The following is a 15,581-nucleotide window of genomic DNA, read 5'->3' as shown; positions in this document are numbered from 1 at the left end:
AGTTCACTGCTCCAGCAGGTCCTTCATCTCGTCGGCATGCTCCTCCTCGTCGCTGAGGATGCCTTCCAGCATGCGTCGCGTGGTCGGGTCCTTGTCGCCGATCAGCGCGATCATCTGGCGGTAGGCCTCCACCGCGACGCGTTCGGCCACCAGGTTGGCGCGGATCATCGCCTTCAGGTCGGACGAGTCGTCGTACTGCGCATGGCTGCGTTCGAGCAGCGTGTTCGGCGCGAAGTCGGGCTCGCCACCGAGCTGCACGATGCGCTCGGCGATCAGGTCGCCATGCGCTGCCTCTTCGTTCGCGTGCACCATGAACTCGGCCGCGATCGCCGGCGACGACATGCCGTGCGCGGTGAAGTGGTGGCGCTTGTAGCGCAGCACGCAGACCAGCTCGGTGGCCAGCGCATCGTTCAGCAGCTTGACGATGTCGTCGCGCCAGGGCCCGAAGCTCGGCGTCACGGCGCCGTCTTCGGTGCGCTTGCGGGCGGCCTCCAGCGCGGTCTCGTCAAGGCGCAGCGTCTGTCCTTTGCGCTCGTTCTTGTCGTTCGAATTCTTGTCAGGGGCGACTTTCTGAAGCATGGCCATCTCCGTTCGGGGTCAGGGTTGCGGATCCCTTCACTGTAGGAAGCATCCACCCCCACCGACATCGGAAGGCAGCCGCCCTGCCTGTAGGACTGGGCCGCGCCGGTCTTCACCCTTGCAGCAGCTGCGCCACCACCGCCACCGCGATCACCTCCGGCTCCTTGCCGGCAATGCCCGGCACGCCGATCGGGCAGGTCAGCCGCGCCAGCGCCTCGGCCGGCACCCCGCGTTCCTCGAAGCGATGCATGAAGCGCGCGCGCTTGGTGCGGCTGCCGATCAGGCCGAGGTACGCGAAATCGCCGCGGCGCAGGATGGCCTCGGTGATGCGCAGGTCCAGGTCGTGGCTGTGGGTCAGCACGAGGTAGTGCGTGCCGGGCGGCGCCTGCGCCACCTCGGCCTCCACCGGTTCGACGCACAGGCGCTCGATGTGCGGCGGCAGCGGTTGCGCGGGGAACTCGCTGTCGCGCTCGTCGATCCACTGCACCCGGCAGTCGATGCCATCCAGCAGCGCGACGATCGCGCGGCCCACGTGGCCGGCGCCGTACAGCTGCAGGAAGAAGCGCGGGGCGTTGTCGCGCCACGCTGCCAGCACCGCTTTGCCGAGGCGCTGCGTGCGCAGCGTCAACGCGCCGCCGCAGCACTGGCCGAGCGAGGGGCCGAGCGCGAACTCGGCGTCATGGGGGCTGGTGTCGCCGGCCTCCAGCCGCTGCCGCGCCTGCGCGATCGCCGCCAGTTCCAGGTGACCGCCGCCGATCGTGCCGAGCACCGCATCGCGCGTCACCAGCATGTGCGTGCCGGTCTCGCGCGGCACCGAGCCGCGGTGCGACAGCACCTGCACGTCCATCGCGGGGACACCGGCCGCGAGCAGCGCCAACGCCTCACGGCGCAGCGCGCTCATCGGGAGACCTCCGTCAGCCCACCAGCACCGGCAGCGGCGAGTTGATCACCGTGCCGACCAGTTCGTACACCGCCTCGTGCGTCAGCACGCCGGCCAGCACCAGCTTCGGCCGGCGCAGCGCCGCCTTGGCTTTCGTCAGCAGCCCGCGCCAGCCGCGGTGCAGCCCGACGCGCAGCCGGTTGCGCAGCGTGTCGCGCAGGATCAGCAGCGAGGTCTCCTCGCGCACCTCGGTCGCGAACTGGCGCTTGTATTCCGACACGCCGATGCCGAAGTTCAGCGTCTGCGGGCGCTGGTGCGCAATCAGGTCTTCGATCAGCCGGTACAGCAGCACGGTGCCGGGGCTGAACTTCGACAGCTCCGCGTCGTGGCCGATGTCGGCGTAATGGAACACGCCGCGCCCCTGGTAGCCCAGCACGAAGGCCAGCGCCCGCCCACCGCTGCGCAGCACGTAGCTGCGCAGCAGCCCGCGGCGCGCCAGGTCGGACAGCCGCAGCGCGATGTCGTCGCGCTCGATGCCGAGCGGGCCGATCGCCTGGTGCTGCCAGGTGCGCTTCGCGATGTGCTGGGCCTGCCGCACGAACTCGGCGACCTGCTCCTCGGCATCGACACGCACCAGCTCCAGCCCCGGCATCTGCTCTTCCAGCACCCGCACCTGGCGGCGCAGGTTGTAGCGCTTCTTGCTGCCGAAGCGCGCCAGGTAGGCGTCGAAGGTCTCGGGCAGCGCGATCGTGTACAGCGGGCGCTTGCCATGCTCGCTGTACAGCAGCGAGCCGCCGCGCTGGCGCAGCTGGGCCTCCCAGCCGGCCCAGGCGCTGCAACCCGCGGGAATGCCCTTCAGGAACAGCGCGTCCAGGTCGGGGCGCTCGCGCCACAGCCGCTCGACCACGTCGGCCAGCGCCTGCGGCCGGCCGGCCACCAGCGGCGCGCCGCCCAGCAAGTGAGCCGCGCGCAGCTTCAGCGAGGCGAAGGTCCAGCGGCCGGCCGAGAACGCGAGCGGGTACGGCTGCACGTCCATCGGCACCACGCCGACCTCGGCGCCCGCTTGCGCCGGCAGCACGCCGAGCAGCAGGTCGTCGGCCGGTCGGGTGGCGACCAGGTGGTTCCACCACTCCGGCGACTGGTAGATGCGGTAGACATGCCCGCTGTCGCTGAGCAGGCCGTCCCAGCCCTTCATCAGCTGGCTGTCGGTGGCGGCCGCCCGCGAGAACACCACCGGCGAAGCGGGCGGCGTGGCAACGGGGGCGAAAGCAGAAGTGGACGCTGAAGAGGTGGCGCTCATGAAGACGGCTGGAGCTCGCGGAGGATCGACCGGACATCGGCGCCCGGTGCGGACGCCTGCGAATCGACGCCAAGGATATCGACGGCAGCTCTTTTGCCGTCTCCCTCGGCCCGGGGGTTCGTGCGTGAATACCGCACGAATACGGCCCGTCTTGCGCTGTTTGCTCGACCACGTTGCGTTCGGTTGCGTCTGCTTGCGCCGAGAGCCTGTCAGACGGCCGCGCGCACCGCGGTGATCGCATCGAGGATCGCCTCCGGCGTCGCCGGCGCGCGCAGCGGCGGGTCGATGCGGTGCCCGCCGAGCGCCGACACCGCATCGCGGATCGCGAAGAACACCGAGAACGGCAGCAGCAGCGGCGGCTCGCCGACCGCCTTGCTGCGGTGGATGCTGTCCTCGACGTTCTCGCCGTCGTACAGCCGCACGTTGAAGACGGCCGGGCAGTCGTTGGCGGTCGGGATCTTGTAGGTGCTCGGCGCATGCGTCGCGAGCAGCCCCGTCTGCGGGTGCCACACCAGCTCCTCGCTGGTCAGCCAGCCCATGCCCTGGATGAACGCGCCCTCGACCTGGCCGATGTCGACGGCCGGGTTCAGCGAGCGGCCGGCGTCGTGCAGCACGTCGGCGCGCAGCAGCTTCCACTCGCCCGTCAGGGTATCCACCAACACCTCGCTGACCGCGGCGCCGTACGCGAAGTAGAAGAACGGCCGGCCGGTCAGCGTCGCGCTGTCCCAGTGCAGGCCGGGCGTCGCGTAGAAGCCGTCGGACCACAGCTGCACGCGTGCCAGATAGGCCTGCATCACCAGCTCGACGAAGCCGATGCGCCCGGCCGGGCCGGTCACCTCGTCGTTCGCGAAGCGCAACTCGTCGGCGCGGCAGGCCAGCCGTTGCGCGGCCACGTCGGCCAGCCGTTCGCGGATCTGGCGCGCCGCGTCCTGCGCCGCCTTGCCATTCAGGTCGCTGCCGGTCGAGGCGGCGGTGGCCGAGGTGTTGACGACCTTGTGCGTGTCGGTCGCGCTGACGCGCACCCGCTCGAAGCCGACGCCCAGCTCGTGCGCCACCACCTGGGCCACCTTGGTGTTCAACCCCTGGCCCATCTCGGTGCCGCCGTGGTTCACCAGGATCGAGCCGTCGGCATACACGTGCACCAGCGCGCCGGCCTGGTTCAGGTGCTTCACGTTGAACGAGATGCCGAACTTGACCGGCGTGAACGCGAGGCCGCGCTGCAGCACCGGGTTCGCGCGGTTGAACGCGGCGGCAGCCTCTCGGCGTGCGCGGTAGTCGCTGTCGGCCTCGAGCTGCGCGCACAGCTCGTGCAGGATGTTGTCGTCGACCGACTGGCCATAGGGCGTGGTGCGATTCGCGTCCGTGCCGTAGAAGTTGACACGCCGCACGTCCAGCGCGTCCTTGCCGAGCGCGCGCGCGACGCTGTCGATGATGTTCTCGATCGCGATCGCGCCCTGCGGCCCGCCGAAGCCGCGGAACGCGGTGTTGCTCTGCGTGTTGGTCTTGCCGCAAAAGCCGTGCATGGCCACGTCGGGCAGCCAGTAGGCGTTGTCGAAGTGGCACAGCGCGCGCGTCATCACCGGGCCCGACAAATCGGCCGAATGCCCGGCGCGCGACACCATCGTCACCTCGCTGCCGAGGATGCGGCCGTCGTCGTCGTAGCCCACCTCGTACTCGTACCAGAAGCAGTGGCGCCGGCCGGTGATCAGGAAGTCATCGTCGCGGTCGACCCGCAGCTTGACCGGCCGGCGCAGCTTCTGCGCGGCCACCGCGGCCACGCAGGCGAACAGCGCCGACTGCGATTCCTTGCCGCCGAAGCCACCGCCCATGCGCCGGCATTCCACCTGCACGTGGTGCGAGTTCAGCTGCAGCGCATGTGCCACCAGGTGCTGCATCTCGCTCGGGTGCTGCGTCGAGCAGTGCAGCAGCAGCCCGCGGTCTTCCTTCGGGATCGCGTAGCTGATCTGGCCTTCGAGGTAGAACTGCTCCTGGCCGCCGACGCTCAGCGTGTCCTTCAGGCGGTGCGGCGCCGCGTCGATCGCGGCCCGTGCGCCGCCGTCCTGCGTGCTGCGCACCAGGTGCATCGGCGGCAGCACGTAGGCGCCCGCCGCATGCGCGGCCTCGGGCGTCAGGATCGGCGGCAGCGGCTCCACCTTCAGCACCGCCTTGGCCCGGGCCGCGGCACGGCGCGCCGCATCGCGCGTCGTCGCGATCACCGCGAACACCGGCTGGCCGAGGTAGCGCAGCTCGCCGTCGGCGAGGATCGGGTCGTCGTGCAGGATCGGCCCGCAGTCGTTGGCACCGGGGATGTCGGCGGCGGTCAGCACCGCGACGACGCCCGGCTGCGCGCGCAGCAGCGCGAGGTCGATGGCCTGCAGCCGGCCATGCGCGATCGGCGACAGCCCGAGCGCCGCGTGCAGCGTGCCGGCCAGCTCCGGCAGGTCGTCGATGTAGGCCGCCTCGCCGGCGACGTGCAGGTGCGCCGACTCATGCGGGCGGCTGATGCCGACGCGCGCGCCCTCGCGCAGCGCGATGGCTTCGGCCTCGGGCCCGGTGGCCTGCAGGAACGGATCGAGCGGCTTGTTCATGCGACCACGCTCCAGGCCCGCGTGGCCTCGACCGGCAGCGGATCCACCGCCCGCGTCTCCAGCCAGAAGCGCCGCAGCAGGTTCTGCGCGACCTGCATCCGGTAGGCGGCGCTGGCGCGCATGTCGGTGAGCGGCGCGAAGTCGTGCGCCAGCGCGGCCTGCGCGGCCTTCAGCGCGCCTTCGTCCCAGGCCCGGTCCTGCAGCGCCGCCTCGGCCTGCGCGGCGCGCTGGACGATGCCCGCCATGCCGCCGAACGCGAGCCGCACCTGCGCGACCGTGCCGTCGGCCGCGAGCGCGATCGACAGGCCGGCGCACACCGCAGAGATGTCGCAGTCGTTGCGCTTGCTGATCTTGTAGGCGCGGGTCTGCCGCCGCGCTGTCGTTGTCATGGCGGCCAAAGGCACCACGATCTCCTGCACGAACTCGCCGGGCTGCAGCTGGTTCTTCATGTAGTCGAGGTAGAAGGCCGCGAGCGGCACGCGCCGCGCCTTGCTGCCGCGGCGCAGCACCAGCTCGGCGTCGAGCGCGAGCAGCACCGGCGCCGAATCGCCGATCGGCGAGCCGTTCGCCACGTTGCCGCCCATCGTGCCGGCATGCCGGATCGGCGGCGACGCGAACCGCAGCCACACCTCGGTCAACGCCGGGATGCGCCGCGCGAGCGCCGACCAGGCGTCTTCGAGCGACGCGCCGGCGCCGATGTGCAGGTGGCCGTCGCGCTCGTCGATGCGCTTCAGCTCGCCCACGTCGCCCAGGTAGAGGATCTCGCCGAGGTCGCGGAACTGCTTGTTGACCCACAGCCCGATGTCGGTCGAGCCGGCCAGCAGCGTCGCCTTCGGGTGCTGCTCGCGCAGCGTCGCCAGCGCCTCCAGCGTGCGCGGCGCGAAGTAGTCGTCGACGCGCGGGGCGCCGTCGCGCTGGCGGTTGAAGCCGGCGTAGTGCAGGCCGTCGCCGCTGCTTGCGAGCGATTGCAATGCGGCGACCACCGGCGCGGTGTCGAGCGACACCGGCGGCAGCCGGAACATGCGCTCGCCGGCATCGAGGATCGGCCGGTAGCCGGTGCAGCGGCACAGGTTGCCCGACAGCTCGTCGGCCAGCTGCTGGCGGGTCGGCATCTGCCCGCAGGCGCGGTGGCCTTCGTAGCCGGCCCACAGCGACATCACGAAGCCCGGGGTGCAGAAGCCGCACTGCGAGCCGTGGCACTCGACCATCGCCTGCTGCACCGGGTGCAGCACGCCACCGGCCTGGTCCTTCAGGTCTTCGACCGTGAACAGCGCCTTGCCGGCCAGCGTCGGCAGGAACTGGATGCAGGCGTTGACGGTGCGCAGCGCGAGGCCGCCGACGCGCTGCGACGGCGGCGTCTGTTCATCCACCAGTTCGCCCACCACCACCGTGCAGGCACCGCAATCGCCCTCGTTGCAACCCTCCTTGGTGCCGGTGCAGTGCGCGTCCTCGCGCAGCCAGTCGAGCACCGAGCGCGTCGGATGAACGCCGCTCACCTCGACGACCTCGCCGCGGTGGAAGAAGCGAATGGGCTGTGTGCTCATGGAAATCCGGGGTTGCTCGACAAGCATAGGACAGACTCCGCAAGGGTAAACCTCCGTCGCCGCCGGGATACGATGCGCCCCGACGCCCTGGCTTTGCAATTCACGGGCCCGCCCGAGGATCCTTCCCGCATGACACCCCGCCGCATCGCGCTGCGTGCCGACCTGCTCGACTTCACCGCCGCACCCGACTGGGGCGCCACCGAGTCGCCGGCCGTGCGCTTTCGCCCCGACCACTGGCTGCTGGTCGAGGACGGCCGCATCGCCGGCGCGCAGCACGACACGCCCGACGCCAGCTGGCAGCTGCACGACCACCGCGGCCGGCTGCTGATGCCCGGCTTCATCGACACCCACGTGCACAGCCCGCAGCTCGACGTGATCGCGAGCTACGGCACCGCGCTGCTCGACTGGCTGGACACCTACACCTTCCCGGCCGAGCGCCGCTACGCCGACGACGGCGAGGCCGAGCGCGGCGCCGCGCGCTTCCTCGATGCGCTGCTGGCGCACGGCACGACCGCCGCGGTCGTGTTCCCCACGGTGCACAAGGTCAGCGCCGACCGGCTGCTGGCCGGCGCGCAGGCGCGCGGCATGCGGCTGATCGCCGGCAAGGTGCTGATGGACCGGCATGCACCCGATGGGTTGCGCGACGACGTCGACCAGGCCGAGCGCGATTGCGTCGAGCTGATCGAGCGCTGGCACGGCAGCGGCCGGCTGGCCTATGCGGTGACGGTGCGCTTCGCGCCGACCAGCACGCCGGAACAGCTCGCGATGGCCGGCCGGCTGTGCGCGGCGTACCCCGGCATCTACATGCAGACCCACGTGGCCGAGAACCGCGACGAGGTGCTGTGGGTGGCCGAGCTGTTCCCCGAGGCGCGCAGCTACCTCGACGTGTATGCCCGCGCCGGGCTGCTGAACGAGCGCAGCGTGCTGGCGCACGGCATCTGGCTGGACGATGCCGACCGGGCCGCGATCCACGCGAGCGGTGCGCAGATCGCCCACAGCCCGTCGTCGAACCTGTTCCTCGGCAGCGGGCTGTTCGGCTGGCGCGCGGCCGAGGCGGCCGGTTGCGCGGTGAGCCTGGCGACCGACGTGGGCGGCGGCACCAGCCTGTGCCTGCTGCGCGCGGCGAGCGATGCCTACCGGGTGCAGGCGATGGCCGGCGAGCGGCTGACGGCGTGGAAGGCGCTGCACGCCTGCACGCGGGGCGCGGCCAAGGTGCTCGGGCTGGCCGACGAGATCGGCTCGCTGGAGATCGGGCGGGTCGCCGACCTGTGCGTCTGGGACTGGGCGGTGGGGTCGGTCGCCGAGCGTCGGATGGAGGTGGCGCGGGGCTTGCATGAGAAGGTTTTTGCGTGGATGACGCTGGCGGACGAGCGGAATCTGGTGTCGACGTGGGTGAACGGAGTGCAACGGCATGGGCGACGCGATTGAGGGGACAGCGATGCTTCGACTGGAACTGACCGACCTCAGCAAGAGCTACCCCGCCGTCAAGGCCAACGACCGCGTCAACCTGCGCGTCAAGCCGGGCGAGATCCATGCCGTGCTCGGCGAGAACGGCGCCGGCAAGTCGACGATGATGAAGATGATCTACGGCGCCGTCCGCCCCGATGCCGGCGTGATCCGCTGGAACGGCCTGCCGGTCGAGATCCGCAACCCGCAGGAGGCGCGCGCGCTGGGCATCAGCATGGTGTTCCAGCACTTCAGCCTGTTCGACACCCTCACCGCCGCCGAGAACGTCTGGCTCGGCCTCGACAAGTCCCTGACGCTCGCCGCCGTGACGCAGCGCATCACCGAGGTCGCCCGCGTCTACGGCCTCGAGGTCGACCCGCTGCGCCCGGTCCACACGCTGTCGGTCGGCGAGCGCCAGCGCGTCGAGATCGTGCGCGCGCTGATGACGAACCCGAAGCTGCTGATCCTCGACGAGCCGACCTCGGTGCTGACGCCGCAGGCCGTCGAGACGCTGTTCATCACGCTGCGCCAGCTCGCCGCCGAGGGCTGCAGCATCCTCTACATCAGCCACAAGCTCGACGAGATCCGCGCGCTGTGCCACCACTGCACCGTGCTGCGCGGCGGCCGCGTCACCGGCGAGGTCGACCCGACGCAGGAGACCAACGCCAGCCTGTCGCGCCTGATGATCGGCGCCGAGCCGCCGCAGCTGCAGCACCTGCAGGCGCGGCTCGGCGACGTGGCGCTGTCGGTGCGCGAGCTCGGCGTGCCGAAGCGCGACCAGTTCGGCATGGACCTGCACGGCATCAGCTTCGACGTGCGCTGCGGCGAGATCGTCGGCATCGCCGGCGTCTCCGGCAACGGCCAGCAGGAGCTGATGGCGGCGCTCTCGGGCGAGGACCCGCGCGCCGAGGCCGAGAGCATCGTGCTGTTCGACCGGCCGGTGGGCCGCCAGTCGCCGCGCCGCCGCCGCGCGCAGGGGCTGAATTTCGTGCCGGAGGAACGCCTCGGCCGCGGCGCGGTGCCGTCGCTGTCGCTCGCGCAGAACACGCTGCTGACGCGCACCACCGCGGTGACGGCGCAGGGCTGGATCCGCACCGCCGAGGTCGCCGCGCTCGCGAACCGGCTGATCCAGCGCTTCAACGTGAAGGCCGGCGGCCCCGACGCGCCGGCCAAGAGCCTGTCGGGCGGCAACCTGCAGAAGTTCATCGTCGGCCGCGAGATCGACGCCGCGCCGCGCCTGCTGATCGTCTCGCAGCCGACCTGGGGCGTCGACGTCGGCGCGGCCGCGCAGATCCGCGGCGAGCTGCTGAAGCTGCGCGACGAAGGCTGCGCGGTGCTGGTCGTCAGCGAAGAACTCGACGAGCTGTTCGAGGTCTGCGACCGGCTGGTGGTGATCGCGCAGGGCCGCGTGTCGCCGTCGATCGCGACCTCGCAGGCAACGGTGGAGCAGATCGGCGAATGGATGAGCGGGCTGTGGGCGCCGCGCGGCGCGGCCTTCCACCAGGAGGCCAAGCATGCTGAAGCTTGAGCCGCGCCCGGCGCCGAGCCGCGTGATGTCGGTCGCCTCGCCGCTGCTGGCGCTGGCGATCACGGTGGTGATCGGCGTCGTGCTGTTCCTGCTGCTCGGCAAGGACCCGCTGCGCGGGCTGCAGGTGTTCTTCGTCGAGCCGCTGAAGAGCGTGTACGCGCTGTCGGAGCTGGCCGTCAAGGCGACGCCGCTGCTGCTGATCGCGCTCGGGCTGGCGGTGTGCTTCCGCTCCAACGTCTGGAACATCGGCGCCGAGGGGCAGTTCGTGCTCGGGGCGATCGCCTCCGGCGGCGTCGCGATGCTGGCCGAGCCGGGCACGGGGCGCTGGATCGTCGTGCCGATCCTGTTGGCCGGCGTGCTCGGCGGCATGGCCTGGGCCGCGATCGTCGCGCTGCTGCGCGACCGCTTCAACGCCAACGAGATCCTGGTCAGCCTGATGCTCGTCTATGTCGCCGACCAGGTGCTCGGCTACCTGGTGTACGGCCCGTGGAAGGACCCGGACGGCTACAACTTTCCGCAGACCATCACCTTCCTCGAGGCGACCAAGATCCCGCGCCTGTTCGCCGGCTCGCGCGTCAACATCGGCCTGGTGATCGCGCTGCTCGCGGTGGCCGGCTTCTGGGCCTTCCTGTTCCGCACCTACGCCGGCTTCCAGCTGCAGGTCGGCGGGCTGGCGCCGGCCGCGGCGCGCTATGCCGGCTTCTCGTCACGGCGCGCGCTGTGGACGGCGCTGCTGCTGTCGGGTGGCATGGCGGGGCTCGCTGGCGGGCTGGAGGCGGCCGGGCCGCTCGGGCAGCTGACGCCGCACGTGCCGGCCGGCTACGGTTTCGCGGCCATCATCGTCGCGTTCGTCGGCCGGCTGCACCCGGTGGGCATCGTGTTCTCGGCGATCCTGATGAGCATGTTCTACATCGGCGGCGAGCTCGCGCAGTCGCGCCTCGGCCTGCCGAAATCGCTGACCGGCGTGTTCCAGGGCCTGCTGCTGTTCACGCTGCTGGCCTGCGACACGCTGATCCACTACCGCCTCCGCTGGAAGCCGGCGCACGTGCCAGTCGAAGGACAAGCCTGATGGACGCCATCGCCCTGCTGATCGCCGCGACGCTGAACTCCGGCACCGTGCTGGCGCTGGCTGCGCTCGGGCTGCTGATCAACGAGCGCGCCGGCATCGTCAACCTCGGTGCCGAGGGGATGATGCTGATCGCCGCGATCGCCGGCTTCGCGACCGCGGTGCACACCGGCAACGACTGGCTGGCGTTCGCCGCCGGTGCCGGGGCCGGCGCGCTGCTGGCCGCCACCTTCGGCGTGCTGGTGATCTGGCTCAACACCAACCAGTACGCGACCGGCCTCGCGCTCAGCCTGTTCGGCAGCGGCTTCTCGGCCTTCCTCGGCATCAATTTCGTGCAGGCGAAGCTGAGCGAGCGGGCGCACTTCGAGCTGCCGTTCCTGGCCGACATCCCGCTGCTCGGCCCGGCGCTGTTCCGCCAGCACCCGATGGTGTATGCGGCGATCGCGCTGACGGCCGGGCTCGCGTGGTTCCTGTACCGCTCGCGCGCCGGACTGGTGCTGCGCGCGGTCGGCGAATCGCCCGAATCGGCGCATGCGCTCGGCTACCCGGTGCGCCGCATCCGCCTCGCCGCGGTGCTGGCCGGCGGCGCGCTGTGCGGGCTGTCGGGCGCCTACATCTCGGTGGTCTACACGCCGCTGTGGGTCGAGGGCATGATCGCCGGCAAGGGCTGGATCGCGCTGGCCCTCACCACCTTCGCGACCTGGCGACCGGCACGCGTCTTGCTCGGCGCCTACCTGTTCGGCGGCGTGACGATGCTGCAGTTCTACCTGCAGGGCGAAGGCGTGCAGGTCTCGGCGCAGCTGCTGACGATGCTGCCCTACCTGTCGACCATCGTCGTGCTGGTGCTGATCTCGCGCAATGCCGGCTGGATCCGCGTGAACATGCCGGCCTCATTGGGCAAGCCCTTTTTCCCGGGCAGCTAGCTGCTGATAAATTCTTGCGTTCCTCACCTGGAGTTCCCATGACCTCAATCTCGAAACGTGCCCTGCTGAAGCTCGCAGGGTGGAGCACGCTGGCGGCCGGCACGGCGCTGGTGGGCTGCGGCAAGAAGGAAGAGGCGCCCGCGCCGGCGCCGACCCCGGTGGCCGCCGCGTCGGCCCCGGCGCCGAAGCCCGAGCCGCTGAAGATCGCGTTCGCCTACGTCGGCCCGGTCGGTGACGGCGGCTGGACCTTCGCGCACGACAACGCGCGCAAGGCGCTCGAGAAGGAATTCGGCGACAAGATCCAGACCAGCTTCGTCGAGAAGGTGCCCGAGGCGGCCGATGCCGAACGGGTGTTCCGCGACATGGCCGGCCAGGGCAACAAGCTGATCTTCGGCACCACCTTCGGCTACATGGAACCGATGCTGAAGGTCGCGGCCGACCTGAAGGACGTGAAGTTCGAGCATGCCACCGGTTTCAAGCAGGCCGAGAACATGCGCACCTACGACAGCCGCACCTATGAAGGCGCGTACATGGCCGGCGTGATCGCCGGCGGCATGACCAAGACCAACACGCTGGGCGTGGTCGGCTCGATCCCGATTCCCGAGGTGATCCGCAACATCAACAGCTTCACGCTGGGTGCGCAGTCGGTGAACCCGAAGATCAAGACCAAGGTGGTCTGGGTCAACGAATGGTTCAACCCGCCGAAGGAGACCGAGGCCGCGCAATCGCTGATCAACGGCGGCGCCGACGTGCTGATGCAGAACACCGATTCGAGCGCGGTGCTGCAGACGGCCGAGAAGGCCGGCAAGTACGCGTTCGGCTGGGACAGCGACATGACCGCCTACGGCCCGAAGGCCCACCTGGCCTCGAGCGTCATCAACTGGGGGCCGTACTACATCAAGGCGACCAAGGATGCACTGGACGGCAAGTGGACCGGCAACAGCGCGTCGTGGTGGGGCGTCAAGGAAGGCGCGATCGACCTGGTGTCGATCTCCGACAAGGTACCGGCCGAGCTGAAGGACAAGGTCGAGAAGGTGAAGGCCGGCCTGAAGGACGGCAGCTTCGCGATCTGGAAGGGCCCGATCGTCGGCAGCGACGGCAAGGAGGTACTGAAGAAGGACGAGGTCGCCGATGACAAGTTCATGAGCGGGATCAAGTTCTTCGTCAAGGGCGTCGAAGGCAAGGTTCCTGGAGGCAAGTAGGCCTTGATCGAAGCGACGCTGTGGCACCCGGTGGCCGGCAGCGAGGCGCTCGGCACCTCCCCGCTGCCGGTGCGCCTGCTGTCGCAGGACCTGGTGCTGTGGCGCGACGACGCCGGTCGCGCACGGGTCTTCACTGACCGCTGCCCGCACCGCGGCACGCGGCTCTCGCTCGGCCGGATCGTGCAGCACGACGGCCGCGCGGCACTCGAATGCCCGTACCACGGCTGGCGCTTCGGCGGCGATGGCGGCTGCGTGCTGATCGCGTCGCAGCCGTCGTTCACGCCGCCGCCCTCGCACGCGGCCTGCGCGCATGAAGCGCAGGAGGCGCACGGCCTCGTGTGGGTGCGGCTGCAGCCCGGTGACACGCCGCTGCCCGCCTTCGAGGCCGAGGCCGCCCCGCAACTGCGCAAGCTGCTGTGCGGCCCGTACGACGTGGCGACCAGTGCCGGCCGCATCGTCGAGAACTTCCTCGACCTGTCGCACTTCGGCTTCGTGCACGACGGCTGGCTCGGCGAACGCGCGCAGCCGCAGACGCCCGCCTACACCGTTCAGCCCACGCCCACCGGCTTCGTCGCGACCGGCTGCAAGGCCTGGCAACCGCAGAGCAACCGGCTGTCGACCGAAGGCAGCTGGGTCGACTACCGCTACGAGCTGACGGCGCCGTTCAGCGCGGTGCTGACCAAGCTGCCGCAGGCGCAGGGGGACTATCGCGACGTGATCGGCCTGTTCGTCTGCCCGCTCGACGAGGAACGCAGCCGCGTCTGGTTCCGCCTCGCGGTGACCGACCACGATTCCAGCGACGACGCGCTGCGCGCGTTCCAGCACACCATCTTCACGCAGGACCAGCCCGTCCTCGAGTCGCAGCAGCCCAGGCGGCTGCCGCTCGCGGGCGGCGAGGTCCATTGCGCGGCCGACCGCAGTTCGGCCGCCTACCGCCGCTTCCTCAGCGAACGCGGCATCTGTTTTGGAGCCCTGACATGAACCTCGACGCCATCCCCCGCGACCGCCTGCCCGCCTTGCTGTGCGCGATGCCGAAGGCCGAGCTGCACATCCACATCGAGGGCTCGCTGGAGCCGGAGCTGATCTTCGCGCTGGCGCAGCGCAACGGCGTGGCGATCCGGTACGCGAGCGTCGAGGCGCTGCGCGAGGCCTATGCGTTCACCGACCTGCAGAGCTTCCTCGACATCTACTACGCCGGTGCCAGCGTGCTGCTGAAGGAGGAGGACTTCTTCGACATGGCGATGGCCTACTTCCGCCGCGCGGCCGCCGACAACGTCGTGCATGCCGAGCTGTTCTTCGATCCGCAGACGCACACCGAGCGCGGCGTGAGCTTCGAGACCGTGATCAACGGGCTGACGCGCGCGGGCGAGGTGGCGAAGCGCGAGCTGGGCGTCAGCAGCGCGCTGATCCTGTGCTTCCTGCGGCACCTGAGCGAAGAGGCGGCGTTCGAGACGCTGGAACAGGCGCTGCCGTTTCGCGAGCGCTTCATCGGCGTCGGCCTCGACAGCAGCGAGCGCGGCCACCCGCCGGAGAAGTTCGCGCGGGTGTTCGCGAAGTGCCGCGAGCTCGGGCTGAGGCTGGTCGCGCATGCCGGCGAGGAAGGCCCGCCCGCCTACATCTGGAGCGCGCTCGACGTGCTGAAGGTCGAGCGCATCGACCACGGCGTGCGCTGCGTCGAAGACCCGGCGCTGGTCAAGCGGCTGGCCGCCGAGCGCGTGCCGCTGACGGTGTGCCCGCTGTCGAACGTGAAGCTGTGCGTGTACCCGGACATGGCGGCGCACCAGTTGGGGGCCCTGCTCGATGCGGGCCTGTGCGCGACGGTCAACTCGGATGATCCGGCGTATTTCGGCGGCTACATGAACGCGAACTTCCTCGCGACCTTCGAGGCGCTGCCGGCGCTCGGGGCGCGGCAGGCGCATCAGCTGGCGAAGAACAGCTTCGAGGCGAGTTTCGTGGATGGTGGTCAGAAAGCAGCGTGGATTCGCCAGCTGGACAACGTTTTTTCGTGATCGCGGTCAGAAACAGACCCGTTCGCCCTGAGCCCAAGAGGTCCTCGAAGGGACCCAGCAGTTGCAAAGAAACCCCGTTCGCCCTGAGCCTGTCGAAGGGTCGGACTGAGCTTGTCGAAGGCCTGCCCCGCTTCGGACGCAACCCTTCGACGGACGCGCCCTCGACAAGCTCGGTCGCTGCTCAGGTCCTTCGACAAGCTCAGGATGATCGGGCCCTTCGACAGGCTCAGGGCGAACGGGGGTGTGCTGTTTCTTGAGAGCTTGTCGAAGGGTCGCGCGCACGGCACGAGGGCTTCGACAGGCTCAGAAGGTGTGAACCAATCCCCGTGTTTGACGTTGAGGAGCCCATGAGCACAAACACCAAGGCGACGGGGAGTGAAGAAGGCACGGGGGAACTGTTCGAGCAAGGTGCGGTGCCGGTGCCGGCAGAGGCCGGGCAGCCGCGTGCACAGGCTGAGGTCTCGCCGAGATTGATGCGCGCACAACGTGACCAAGTCGAGTTGCGTGCGTGGGACC

At 70.2% G+C, this 15,581-nt stretch carries 12 protein-coding genes; 7 read left to right on the top strand and 5 right to left on the bottom strand.

Annotated features, from left to right (window positions below; genetic code table 11):
* Positions 1-3 precede the first annotated feature (3 nt).
* The 5 genes from ACXJLU_RS15795 to xdhA all read right to left on the bottom strand — a co-directional run bounded on the left by ACXJLU_RS15795 (position 4) and on the right by xdhA (position 6,891).
* Positions 4-579 carry a ferritin-like domain-containing protein gene (locus ACXJLU_RS15795; RefSeq protein ID WP_457332485.1) on the bottom strand — a complete coding sequence of 192 codons (576 nt, stop codon included), beginning with the start codon at positions 577-579 and terminating at the stop codon, positions 4-6.
* A gap of 112 nt (positions 580-691) precedes the next feature.
* Positions 692-1,480, bottom strand: coding sequence for a xanthine dehydrogenase accessory protein XdhC (xdhC, locus tag ACXJLU_RS15790; protein ID WP_457332483.1), 789 nt, complete (start codon positions 1,478-1,480; stop codon positions 692-694).
* 13 nt (positions 1,481-1,493) lie between these two features.
* Positions 1,494-2,759 (bottom strand): GNAT family N-acetyltransferase, encoded by a 1,266-nt coding sequence (locus ACXJLU_RS15785; RefSeq protein ID WP_457332481.1) that lies wholly within the window; start codon positions 2,757-2,759, stop codon positions 1,494-1,496.
* A 209-nt stretch (positions 2,760-2,968) separates the two neighbouring features.
* Entirely contained in the window at positions 2,969-5,347 is a 2,379-nt protein-coding gene (xdhB, locus tag ACXJLU_RS15780; RefSeq protein ID WP_457332479.1) for a xanthine dehydrogenase molybdopterin binding subunit, read from the bottom strand.
* Positions 5,344-6,891 (bottom strand): xanthine dehydrogenase small subunit, encoded by a 1,548-nt coding sequence (xdhA, locus tag ACXJLU_RS15775; protein ID WP_457332477.1) that lies wholly within the window; start codon positions 6,889-6,891, stop codon positions 5,344-5,346. Before xdhA ends, xdhB begins: the two co-directional genes overlap by 4 nt.
* A 129-nt stretch (positions 6,892-7,020) precedes the next feature.
* Between xdhA and guaD the strand changes: the two genes are divergently transcribed.
* From guaD to ACXJLU_RS15740, 7 genes are read left to right on the top strand one after another with little or no spacing between them, the layout of a single operon-like run.
* Entirely contained in the window at positions 7,021-8,319 is a 1,299-nt protein-coding gene (gene guaD, locus ACXJLU_RS15770) for a guanine deaminase (protein ID WP_457332475.1), read from the top strand.
* A 10-nt stretch (positions 8,320-8,329) separates the two neighbouring features.
* A complete protein-coding gene (locus ACXJLU_RS15765; protein ID WP_457332473.1) occupies positions 8,330-9,865 on the top strand; it encodes an ABC transporter ATP-binding protein in 1,536 nt (511 codons plus the stop codon).
* Positions 9,852-10,934, top strand: a complete 1,083-nt coding sequence (locus ACXJLU_RS15760; RefSeq protein WP_457332471.1) for an ABC transporter permease — start codon at positions 9,852-9,854, stop codon at positions 10,932-10,934. Before ACXJLU_RS15765 ends, ACXJLU_RS15760 begins: the two co-directional genes overlap by 14 nt.
* Positions 10,934-11,854, top strand: coding sequence for an ABC transporter permease (locus ACXJLU_RS15755; protein ID WP_457332469.1), 921 nt, complete (start codon positions 10,934-10,936; stop codon positions 11,852-11,854). Before ACXJLU_RS15760 ends, ACXJLU_RS15755 begins: the two co-directional genes overlap by 1 nt.
* Before the next feature lie 38 nt (positions 11,855-11,892).
* Positions 11,893-13,056, top strand: coding sequence for a BMP family ABC transporter substrate-binding protein (locus ACXJLU_RS15750; protein ID WP_457332467.1), 1,164 nt, complete (start codon positions 11,893-11,895; stop codon positions 13,054-13,056).
* Positions 13,057-13,059: 3 nt separating this feature from the next.
* Complete coding sequence (locus tag ACXJLU_RS15745; protein ID WP_457332465.1) at positions 13,060-14,037, top strand: Rieske 2Fe-2S domain-containing protein; 978 nt, start codon at positions 13,060-13,062, stop codon at positions 14,035-14,037.
* Positions 14,034-15,065, top strand: a complete 1,032-nt coding sequence (locus ACXJLU_RS15740; RefSeq protein ID WP_457332463.1) for an adenosine deaminase — start codon at positions 14,034-14,036, stop codon at positions 15,063-15,065. Before ACXJLU_RS15745 ends, ACXJLU_RS15740 begins: the two co-directional genes overlap by 4 nt.
* The last annotated feature ends 516 nt before the right edge of the window (positions 15,066-15,581 follow it).

The organism is Rhizobacter sp. P5_C2 (assembly GCF_054049715.1).
This window is presented reverse-complemented; position numbering and strand designations above follow the sequence as displayed.

Coding starts and splice junctions, on each gene's coding strand:
- ACXJLU_RS15740 (WP_457332463.1), top strand. CDS start 14,034: ATGAACCTCGACGCCATCCCCCGCGACCGCCTGCCCGCCTTGCTGTGC.
- ACXJLU_RS15795 (WP_457332485.1), bottom strand. CDS start 579: ATGCTTCAGAAAGTCGCCCCTGACAAGAATTCGAACGACAAGAACGAG.
- xdhC (WP_457332483.1), bottom strand. CDS start 1,480: ATGAGCGCGCTGCGCCGTGAGGCGTTGGCGCTGCTCGCGGCCGGTGTC.
- ACXJLU_RS15760 (WP_457332471.1), top strand. CDS start 9,852: ATGCTGAAGCTTGAGCCGCGCCCGGCGCCGAGCCGCGTGATGTCGGTC.
- xdhA (WP_457332477.1), bottom strand. CDS start 6,891: ATGAGCACACAGCCCATTCGCTTCTTCCACCGCGGCGAGGTCGTCGAG.
- xdhB (WP_457332479.1), bottom strand. CDS start 5,347: ATGAACAAGCCGCTCGATCCGTTCCTGCAGGCCACCGGGCCCGAGGCC.
- ACXJLU_RS15755 (WP_457332469.1), top strand. CDS start 10,934: ATGGACGCCATCGCCCTGCTGATCGCCGCGACGCTGAACTCCGGCACC.
- ACXJLU_RS15765 (WP_457332473.1), top strand. CDS start 8,330: ATGCTTCGACTGGAACTGACCGACCTCAGCAAGAGCTACCCCGCCGTC.
- guaD (WP_457332475.1), top strand. CDS start 7,021: ATGACACCCCGCCGCATCGCGCTGCGTGCCGACCTGCTCGACTTCACC.
- ACXJLU_RS15785 (WP_457332481.1), bottom strand. CDS start 2,759: ATGAGCGCCACCTCTTCAGCGTCCACTTCTGCTTTCGCCCCCGTTGCC.
- ACXJLU_RS15750 (WP_457332467.1), top strand. CDS start 11,893: ATGACCTCAATCTCGAAACGTGCCCTGCTGAAGCTCGCAGGGTGGAGC.